Annotated in this window: 5 protein-coding genes; all 5 read right to left on the bottom strand. The window is 60.8% G+C overall.

Features of this window, described 5'->3' with window-relative positions:
* Position 1: 1 nt before the first annotated feature.
* Positions 2–259 (bottom strand): hypothetical protein, encoded by a 258-nt coding sequence (locus KBA32_RS16350; protein ID WP_294361258.1) that lies wholly within the window; start codon positions 257–259, stop codon positions 2–4.
* A gap of 126 nt (positions 260–385) precedes the next feature.
* Positions 386–1,423 carry a galactose-1-epimerase gene (gene galM / locus KBA32_RS16345; RefSeq protein WP_294361256.1) on the bottom strand — a complete coding sequence of 346 codons (1,038 nt, stop codon included), beginning with the start codon at positions 1,421–1,423 and terminating at the stop codon, positions 386–388.
* Complete coding sequence (araC, locus tag KBA32_RS16340) at positions 1,420–2,394, bottom strand: arabinose operon transcriptional regulator AraC (RefSeq protein ID WP_294361254.1); 975 nt, start codon at positions 2,392–2,394, stop codon at positions 1,420–1,422. The genes galM and araC overlap by 4 nt, the downstream gene beginning before the upstream one ends.
* A 206-nt stretch (positions 2,395–2,600) precedes the next feature.
* A complete protein-coding gene (gene mmsB / locus KBA32_RS16335; protein WP_294361252.1) occupies positions 2,601–3,803 on the bottom strand; it encodes a multiple monosaccharide ABC transporter permease in 1,203 nt (400 codons plus the stop codon).
* A 1-nt stretch (position 3,804) separates the two neighbouring features.
* Complete coding sequence (gene mmsA / locus KBA32_RS16330) at positions 3,805–5,334, bottom strand: multiple monosaccharide ABC transporter ATP-binding protein (protein WP_294361249.1); 1,530 nt, start codon at positions 5,332–5,334, stop codon at positions 3,805–3,807.
* Between the last annotated feature and the right edge of the window lie 113 nt (positions 5,335–5,447).

Genomic DNA, 5,447 nt, shown 5'->3' with positions numbered 1-5,447 from the left:
GTCACGCGCTCAGCGCGCGGGTGACGCCGTATTCGTCGATGACGAGCAGCCGGAAGCCGGGCTTGGAGCGGACAATCCGCCCGCTCTCGGCATTCATCAGGCAGCCCGATTTCGCGAGCAAAGCCAGGGCAGCCGTATGGACCTGTCCGAGGTGATTGATGTTACGGATGCAACACTCTTCCCCCGTGTGCATCGCCAGCTCGACCACGGGCAGGACGGTGTCGATCGAGTCGGAGCAGTTCAGGGTCAGATTCAACATGGCAGTTCCCGGCGTCCTGTTCGGGCGCCGGCCCTCGTGGGCTTGGGAGAGACGGCTCCGTCAACGGCTGGCGGCGCCCATGCTTGAGCGCGCCGGTCGGGAATTTCCGCGGTTCCGGCAGCCTCGTCAGAGCGGCCGGAAGATCAAGGCCGTCGCCTGCTTGTAGGTCTCGCCGGGCACGAGCCAACAGTCGGCTTCTGGCCATTCCGGATGATTCGGGCAATCCGGCAGGAATTCGGTCTCGAGCGCCAGCCCTTGGTGCGGTCGGTAGCTTCCGCCATCGCGCGCGGAGATCCCGGCCAGATGATTGCCGCTGTAGAACTGCATCGCCGGCTTGGTCGTCAGCAGATCCATCGCCAGTCTGCCATCGCCCGACACCACCGACACGGCGACCGCCTTCATGCCGCGGCACGCCGGGTCGAGCTGGAAGGCATGGTCGTAACCGAGCGCCGTCTTCTGTTGCGCATCGCCGAGGAAATCGGCGCCGATCTTCTTCGCGACATTGAAATCGAAGCCGGTGCCGGCGACCGGCGCCAGCTTTCCGAGCGGGATCATGTCTTCGTCGGTCGGCAGGTATTCGTGCGCGGCGATCTGCAGGACATGCTCACGCACGTCGGTCGCCGCGCCGTCGAGGTTGAAGTAGGCGTGGTTGGTGAAGTTGACCGGGCACGGCGCATCGACGGTCGCGGTGTACTCCATGCTGATGCGCAGCCCGTCTTCGAGGCGGTAACAGACCGTCGCCGCGAGATTTCCGGGGTAGCCTTGATCGCCATCGGGCGATTCGATCCCGAACACCACGTGCGCTTGGCCCTGCTCGACGATTCTCCAGCGGCGCGTACTGAGTCCGCCCGGCCCGCCGTGCAACTGGTGCGCGCCCTGGTTGGCGGCAAGCTGGAACACGCGCCCGTCACGCTCGATCCGCGCCTGGCCGATGCGGTTGGCGAAACGTCCGACGGTCACGCCGAGATAGCCCTGCTGCCTGAAGTAGTCGGCCAACGTGGCATGACCGAGCAGCACTTCGCGCTCGACGCCGGCCACCGGTACCCGGCAGGAAACCCAGGTGGCGCCCCAGTCGATCAGGTCCAGCCTCAGGCCCGAGGCGTGGGAGAGCTGGATCAGGTTGAGTGCTTGTCCGTCCGGACAGATGATGCGGGTGCTTGTCATTGGTTACCCTGGAAAAGACGGGTGTCGCCCATCGGCGTGTCGCCCGGTAGTGGTTGAAGATCGAACCCGGAGAGGCCGTCCGGCGTCATCGGGATTTCGCAGAACGCGGGCGGCGCGTCGCTGCTTCTTCTGAATTCGCTGGGACTCGTGCCCACGCGCTTGCGGAAGACGCGTGAGAAGTACATCTGATCGTCGTAGCCGACGTGGCTCGCGATCTTGGCGATTGGCGTACGCGTGCTTTGCAGCAGGAGCTTGGCGAGGATCATCCGCTGATCCTCGCGCCAACGCACGATATTGACGCCCATCTGTTCGCGAAACAGGTGCGCGAGACGCGACGGCGACAGGCAGACGTGGCGCGCGACTTCCTCGACATTGACCTCCTCGGATAGATTGCGCGAGAGGTACTGACACGCCTCCTCGATGCGCGTATCGACCGGTGTCACGCGGTTTTCCGGCGTTTCCTGGAAGCAGCGGATAAGCAAGCGTTCGAGCAAATTGATCGCGAGCTCCTCCGAGGAACGCCGCTCTTCGCGGTACGTCGACTCGATCTGCTCGAACAGCGCTTCGAACTCGTTGATCAGCGCCTTGTCGGGCAGGGTCAGTCGCCCGACCTTGTTCACCTGGTTGCGCCATTTCAGCCAGTGCGCCCAGTAGGCGCGCGGCCGGAAGTAGACCCAGCGGTGATACCAGTCGGGGCTGTCGGGCGCGCGGCCGTAGTAATGTTTGGCGTCCGGCGGAAAGAGCAGCAGGTCACCGGGGTTGCAGTAGAACGCATCCTCGCCATCGAAGGCCTTGCCGCGGCCCTTGATGGTCATGTTGATGATGTAGCCGCTCATGCCGTTCTGCCGGTCGATGACGAAATCGAGCGGACCGTTCTCGATGATCGGAGTCGTCCCGGCTACGAGATAGATATTGAACGAATAGCCCGGAAGCAGCGGATTGAGTTGCTGGCCTGCGTCGGTCGGACGCATATTCATCCCCTTGATGGCTGTTCTACGTGTGATTGCCCCTGTGGACTGGCGCCGCGCTGTCTTTTTTGACCGCACCGCCCCCTTGCAGGAATCGCTTGAGTTCGTTTCCTGCGCGCTCCCAAAGAAAAGAGGCTTTCGGTCCAACTTGCAGCACCACTCCACAGAGCGCGCGCCCGAAGAGCGCGCGCGGTCTGCTTGGCCTGCGATTAGCGGGCCTTGTTACGCTGGTACAGGTCGACAAACACGGCAGCGACGAGCACGACGCCCTTGATGACCTTCTGCCAGTCGATACCGATACCGAGGATCGACATGCCGTTGTTCATGACGCCCATGACGAAGGCGCCGATCACCGCACCGACCACCTTGCCGAAACCGCCGGTCGTCGATGCGCCGCCGATAAAGCACGCGGCGATGACGTCGAGTTCCATGCCGTCACCGGCCTTCGGCGTCGCCGTGTTCAGACGCGCCGCGAAGACGAGTCCGCCAAGCGCCGCCATGACGCCCATCGTGACGAAGGTGTAGAACGTCAGGAAGTTCGTCTTGATACCGGAGAGTCGCGCGGCCTTCTCGTTGCCGCCCAGCGCGTAGATTCGACGACCGAGCGTCGTGCGCGTGGTGAAGAAATCGAAGAGCAGCATGAGGAGGAACATGACGACGACCACATTCGGGATGCCCTTGTAGCTCGCCAACAGGTAGCTGAAGTACACAATCGCGCCACCGAAGAAGACGTTCTTGCCGATGACGAAGCCAACCGGTTCGGCAGCAACGCCGTACTTGATGTGGTTCGCCCGCTCGCGCCAGTTCATGTAGAAGATGAAGAAGGCAACGGCACAGCCGATGAGCAGCGAAAAGAGGCGCAACGATTCACCGCCGAGGGGATCGGGGATGAAGCCGGAACTCAAGAGCTGGAACTCTTTCGGGAACGGGCCGATCGACTTGCCACCGAGCAGCCAGAGTACGAGACCACGGAAGACCAGCATGCCACCCAGCGTCACGATAAAGGCCGGAATTTTGTGGAAGGCGACGAAATAGCCTTGCAGGCCGCCAATCATCGCACCGACCAGCAGGCAGACAATCGCCGCAGGAATGTAATGCCACTGCAATTCAACCATCAGAACAGCAGCCAGACCGCCGATGAACCCCGCCACCGAACCGACCGAGAGGTCGATGTGGCCGGCGACGATGATCAGCAGCATGGCCAGCGCCATGATCACGATGTAGCTGTTTTGCAGCAGCAGGTTCGTGATGTTGAGCGGCTGCATCAGCGTGCCATCGGTCATGACCTCGAAGAAGACCATGATGATGGCCAGCGCCAGGAGGATTCCGTATTCACGGACGTTTTTCTTGATGAAGCTGCCGACCGAGATTTTCTCGACGTCAGTCATCGTCATTTCTGCTTTGCTGTTCATATCAACCTTTCCCTGCGGTAACAATTGCACGCATGATCTTTTCCTGACTCGCGTCGGACGTCTTCATCTCGGCGATGAACGCACCTTCGTTCATGACGTAGAGGCGGTCCGTCATACCGAGGAGCTCCGGCATTTCCGAGGAGATCATGATGATGCACTTCCCCTCCCTTGCCAGCTGCTCGATCAGGCAATAGATCTCGTATTTCGCGCCGACGTCGATGCCGCGCGTCGGCTCGTCCAGGATCAACACATCCGGCCCGGCAAACAACCACTTGCTGAGCACGACCTTTTGCTGGTTGCCGCCCGACAGGTTGCCGACGAGCTGGAACACGCTCGGGCAGCGGATGTTGATCTTCTTCTTGTACTCGGAGGCGACGGCAAACTCCTGCCCCTGGTTGATGACGCCCTTGCTCGATACGCCATCCATGTTCGCCATCGTCACGTTGTGCTGGATCTCGTTTTCGAGGATCAGGCCATAGCCCTTGCGGTCTTCGGTCACGTAGGCAATCTTGTTCCGGATCGCCTTCTCCACCGTGCTGATATCGGCTTCCTTGCCGTTCAGCAGCGCCGTTCCGGAGATGTTCTTGCCGTAGCTACGCCCGAAGATGCTCATCGCCAGTTCGGTTCGCCCGGCGCCCATCAGTCCGGCAATCCCCAGCACTTCGCCACGGCGCACGTTGAAACTCACGTTCTTGATGAATTTACGATCGGCGTGCTGTGCGTGATAGACGACCCAGTCCTTGATCTCGAAGATCGTCTCGCCAATATTCGGTTCGCGATGCGGATATCGGTCCGCCATCTCGCGTCCGACCATGTGACGGATGATCACATCCTCGTTGATCGGCGCGTCGCGGCAATCCATCGTCTGCACGGTCGATCCGTCACGAATGACTGTCACCGAGTCGGCAATGCGCGCAATCTCGTTGAGCTTGTGCGAGATCATGATCATCGTCATGCCCTGCGCCTTGAACTCCAGCAACAGATCGAGCAGCGCCTGACTGTCGTTCTCGTTCAAGCTGGCGGTCGGCTCGTCGAGAATCAGGAGCCGGACCTTCTTGGCCAGCGCCTTGGCGATTTCGACGAGTTGCTGTTTGCCGACCCCCAGATTGGTGATCAGCTCGTCCGGCAGCTCCTTCAAGCCGACTTTCTTGAGCAATTCGGCTGCGCGACTGTGCGTCACGCCCGAGTCGATCACGCCGTGCTTTGCCTGCTCGTTGCCGAGGAAGATGTTCTCGGCGATCGTCATCAAAGGCACCAGCGCGAGTTCCTGGTGAATGATGATGATGCCCTTCTCTTCGCTGTCGCGAATTGAATCGAACTGGACCTCCTCGCCATCGTAAAAAATCTGCCCTTCATAGGTTCCGTGCGGATGCACACCGCTCAGCACCTTCATCAACGTCGACTTTCCGGCGCCGTTCTCGCCGCAAATCGCGTGGATTTCTCCCGCCTGGACCACCAGATTAACGTCTTTCAGGGCCACGACCCCGGTAAAACGTTTGGTGATCTCCCGCATTTCCAGAATGGACCCCACCACTTCACCTCTGCTTCAACAATACTTCAGGGCCGAAACCCAGGAAGGTGATATGGAAACGGTGCGCTCACCAGGAGGCAAAGCGCACCGTCTAACCGTACCGACTTGCTAAC

Source organism: Propionivibrio sp., assembly GCF_017995515.1.
Taxonomy (GTDB): domain Bacteria; phylum Pseudomonadota; class Gammaproteobacteria; order Burkholderiales; family Rhodocyclaceae; genus Propionivibrio.
The sequence above is the reverse complement of the archived record's forward strand: the minus strand, read 5'-3'. Positions and strand labels throughout refer to the sequence as shown.